General features: G+C 44.9%; 5 protein-coding genes. All 5 read left to right on the plus strand.

Annotated features, from left to right (window positions below):
* Nucleotides 1–144 precede the first annotated feature (144 nt).
* Entirely contained in the window at nt 145–960 is an 816-nt protein-coding gene (sul2, locus tag FTT73_RS15895; protein WP_001043260.1) for a sulfonamide-resistant dihydropteroate synthase Sul2, read from the plus strand.
* Between the two features lie 86 nt (nt 961–1046).
* Nucleotides 1047–1328, plus strand: coding sequence for a hypothetical protein (locus tag FTT73_RS15900; RefSeq protein ID WP_001323507.1), 282 nt, complete (start codon nt 1047–1049; stop codon nt 1326–1328).
* Between the two features lie 83 nt (nt 1329–1411).
* The gene (gene dfrA36, locus FTT73_RS15905) at nt 1412–1924 is read left to right on the plus strand and encodes a trimethoprim-resistant dihydrofolate reductase DfrA36 (RefSeq protein ID WP_024198497.1); all 513 of its coding nucleotides are present in this window, start codon (nt 1412–1414) and stop codon (nt 1922–1924) included.
* A gap of 391 nt (nt 1925–2315) precedes the next feature.
* On the plus strand, nt 2316–2762 hold the full coding sequence (locus FTT73_RS15910) for an Rrf2 family transcriptional regulator (RefSeq protein ID WP_000494235.1): 447 nt from the start codon (nt 2316–2318) through the stop codon (nt 2760–2762).
* A gap of 62 nt (nt 2763–2824) precedes the next feature.
* Nucleotides 2825–2971 (plus strand): 6-carboxytetrahydropterin synthase, encoded by a 147-nt coding sequence (locus FTT73_RS16640; RefSeq protein WP_077252113.1) that lies wholly within the window; start codon nt 2825–2827, stop codon nt 2969–2971.
* The last annotated feature ends 119 nt before the right edge of the window (nt 2972–3090 follow it).

Raw genomic sequence — 3090 nt, forward strand, 5'->3', positions numbered from 1 at the left:
TGTTCCATTTTAGAGATTTGTTTAAGATAAGATATAACTCATTGAGATGTGTCATAGTATTCGTCGTTAGAAAACAATTATTGTGACATTATTTCAATGAGTTATCTATTTTTGTCGTGTACAGAGATTATTATAGAAGCCCCCATGAATAAATCGCTCATCATTTTCGGCATCGTCAACATAACCTCGGACAGTTTCTCCGATGGAGGCCGGTATCTGGCGCCAGACGCAGCCATTGCGCAGGCGCGTAAGCTGATGGCCGAGGGGGCAGATGTGATCGACCTCGGTCCGGCATCCAGCAATCCCGACGCCGCGCCTGTTTCGTCCGACACAGAAATCGCGCGTATCGCGCCGGTGCTGGACGCGCTCAAGGCAGATGGCATTCCCGTCTCGCTCGACAGTTATCAACCCGCGACGCAAGCCTATGCCTTGTCGCGTGGTGTGGCCTATCTCAATGATATTCGCGGTTTTCCAGACGCTGCGTTCTATCCGCAATTGGCGAAATCATCTGCCAAACTCGTCGTTATGCATTCGGTGCAAGACGGGCAGGCAGATCGGCGCGAGGCACCCGCTGGCGACATCATGGATCACATTGCGGCGTTCTTTGACGCGCGCATCGCGGCGCTGACGGGTGCCGGTATCAAACGCAACCGCCTTGTCCTTGATCCCGGCATGGGGTTTTTTCTGGGGGCTGCTCCCGAAACCTCGCTCTCGGTGCTGGCGCGGTTCGATGAATTGCGGCTGCGCTTCGATTTGCCGGTGCTTCTGTCTGTTTCGCGCAAATCCTTTCTGCGCGCGCTCACAGGCCGTGGTCCGGGGGATGTCGGGGCCGCGACACTCGCTGCAGAGCTTGCCGCCGCCGCAGGTGGAGCTGACTTCATCCGCACACACGAGCCGCGCCCCTTGCGCGACGGGCTGGCGGTATTGGCGGCGCTGAAAGAAACCGCAAGAATTCGTTAACTGCACATTCGGGATATTTCTCTATATTCGCGGTTCAGCAGGCATGTCCCCTTTGAGGGCGACCCGACGACAGGATAATCGACCTTATGGTGCGCAAATATTTCGGCACAGACGGTATTCGTGGCAAAGCCAACGAAGGCGCGATGACGGCGGAAACCGCCTTGCGCGTCGGCATGGCGGCTGGCCGTGTCTTTCGTCGCGGTGACCACCGCCATCGTGTCGTGATCGGCAAGGATACGCGCCTGTCGGGCTATATGCTTGAACCCGCGCTCACAGCCGGTTTCACCTCGATGGGCATGGACGTATTCCTTTTTGGCCCGCTGCCGACAACGTGCTTCTCTTTAAACAGCTATTTATTTCCAATTTAATCCATCTATTGCTTTCAAAAAGTGATATATTGCTTCAATTTATATACTTTTATAATACATTCATTTTTCTAATAGCGTTTTTCATGAAAGTAAGTTTGATAGTTGCAATGGATCTTGAAAAGGGCATTGGTAAAAACAACGATTTGATGTGGCATTTACCGGCCGATATGCTTTTTTTTAAAGAAACTACACTGAATCACATTGTGGTTATGGGTAGGAAAAATTTCGAATCAATCCCTGAAAGGTTTCGTCCACTTCCAAATCGGGAAAATGCAATATTAACTCGGAATACAGCTTTTGAAGCACCGAATTGTACTGTTTTTCACAGCATGGAAGGTTGCTTGAAACACTATGAGAACGAAGATAAGAGAACCGTTTTTATCATTGGTGGCGGACAAATATATGAGGAGGCTTTAGAAAAAAACAGGGTTGATGAAATGTTTATAACCTTTGTGGATCATACTTTTGGTGCGGATACATTTTTTCCTTCCATCGATTTTTCGCTTTGGAATGAAGAGGTGCTGCGTGTGCATGAAGCAGATTCTAAAAATGCGTATAATTTTACGGTCAAAAAATTCACTAAGAAGTTATCCTGATTCGCTTTTTCGGGTTAACGTTATTTTGAGGTGCTGGCACTAAAACATTTTTGCTATTCTTCTAAGGTGGAAAAATCTAAATTTCACGAACCTTTATTTTGTCGAAGTGCTTCTTTTATCGTAGCGTTCACTTTGATATACAGCCTTTAATTCTGTAACTTGTTTAAATAATAAAGAAGCCCTGTTTTTCTGATATACATGCTGTTCTGAACCAAATCAACTTCAATAGAAGGAATGCCTGTTGTCTTTTCGATCAAACTGATAAATCATCTTTTTTCTCAAATCCAAGATCTTAAAATACACTGTTTTTACAATCAATTTCAATTTTAAATTAGACTAATCTATCCACTTTGAAATTACTTCACTACTTTTACCGAAAATTACGAAAACAATGTTTACAAAAGCATGTGAGTATGGCATTCGTGCCTGTATTTTTGTAGCGCTTAATTCGATGGAAAAAAGGCGTGTCAGTTTAAAAGAAATTGCACAGTCTATTGATTCACCCGAATATTTCACCGCAAAGATTCTTCAGAAACTCGCCAAGGGAAAAATAATCTATTCCGTTCAAGGAGCACAGGGAGGTTTTGAGATGGAGGAGGCGAAGATTAGAACGATTTCCATTGAAGATATTGTTTTGGTCATTGATGGTGAGGTAGCCTTTACGATGTGCGTTCTTGGTTTGAAAAAATGTTCAGAAGTAAACCCTTGCCCTGTTCATCATAAATACAAAAACATCAAAGCTGATCTCAAAGAAATGATCAAAACCACCACGGTTTTCGACATGGTAGATCAAGTAAACGACGGACATTCTTTTCTGAAAATTTTTGAATTAGAATAAAGTAACAGCTAACAATCAAATTCGTGGATACAATCAGAATTACCAAGTGCTTCACCTTCGACATGGCGCACGCATTGAAAGGATACGACGGTCTTTGCCGAAACATTCATGGACATACTTATATGTTAAGAGTCACTTTAGCTGGCAAAATTAAACACGAGGACAGCAACCCTAAAAATGGTTTCGTATTGGATTTTGGAGACGTATAGGAAGAATAAACGCCCTTTTCACCCAAGTCCAACAGCTTTGGACCGCAGTTGACTCTTTCGACACCCCTGCGATGCAACCCAATCCGGCTGACGGGGAGCCAGCAACGCTGAAAATTTAC

Origin of the sequence: Acinetobacter sp. YH01006, from assembly GCF_013420445.1 — a bacterium.
Lineage (GTDB): Bacteria > Pseudomonadota > Gammaproteobacteria > Pseudomonadales > Moraxellaceae > Acinetobacter > Acinetobacter pseudolwoffii.

Excerpts from the sequence above, each read along its gene's own strand:
- sul2 (WP_001043260.1), top strand. The coding sequence starts at position 145 with ATGAATAAATCGCTCATCATTTTCGGCATCGTCAACATAACCTCGGAC.
- FTT73_RS15900 (WP_001323507.1), top strand. The coding sequence starts at position 1,047 with ATGGTGCGCAAATATTTCGGCACAGACGGTATTCGTGGCAAAGCCAAC.
- dfrA36 (WP_024198497.1), top strand. The coding sequence starts at position 1,412 with ATGAAAGTAAGTTTGATAGTTGCAATGGATCTTGAAAAGGGCATTGGT.
- FTT73_RS15910 (WP_000494235.1), top strand. The coding sequence starts at position 2,316 with ATGTTTACAAAAGCATGTGAGTATGGCATTCGTGCCTGTATTTTTGTA.
- FTT73_RS16640 (WP_077252113.1), top strand. The coding sequence starts at position 2,825 with ATGGCGCACGCATTGAAAGGATACGACGGTCTTTGCCGAAACATTCAT.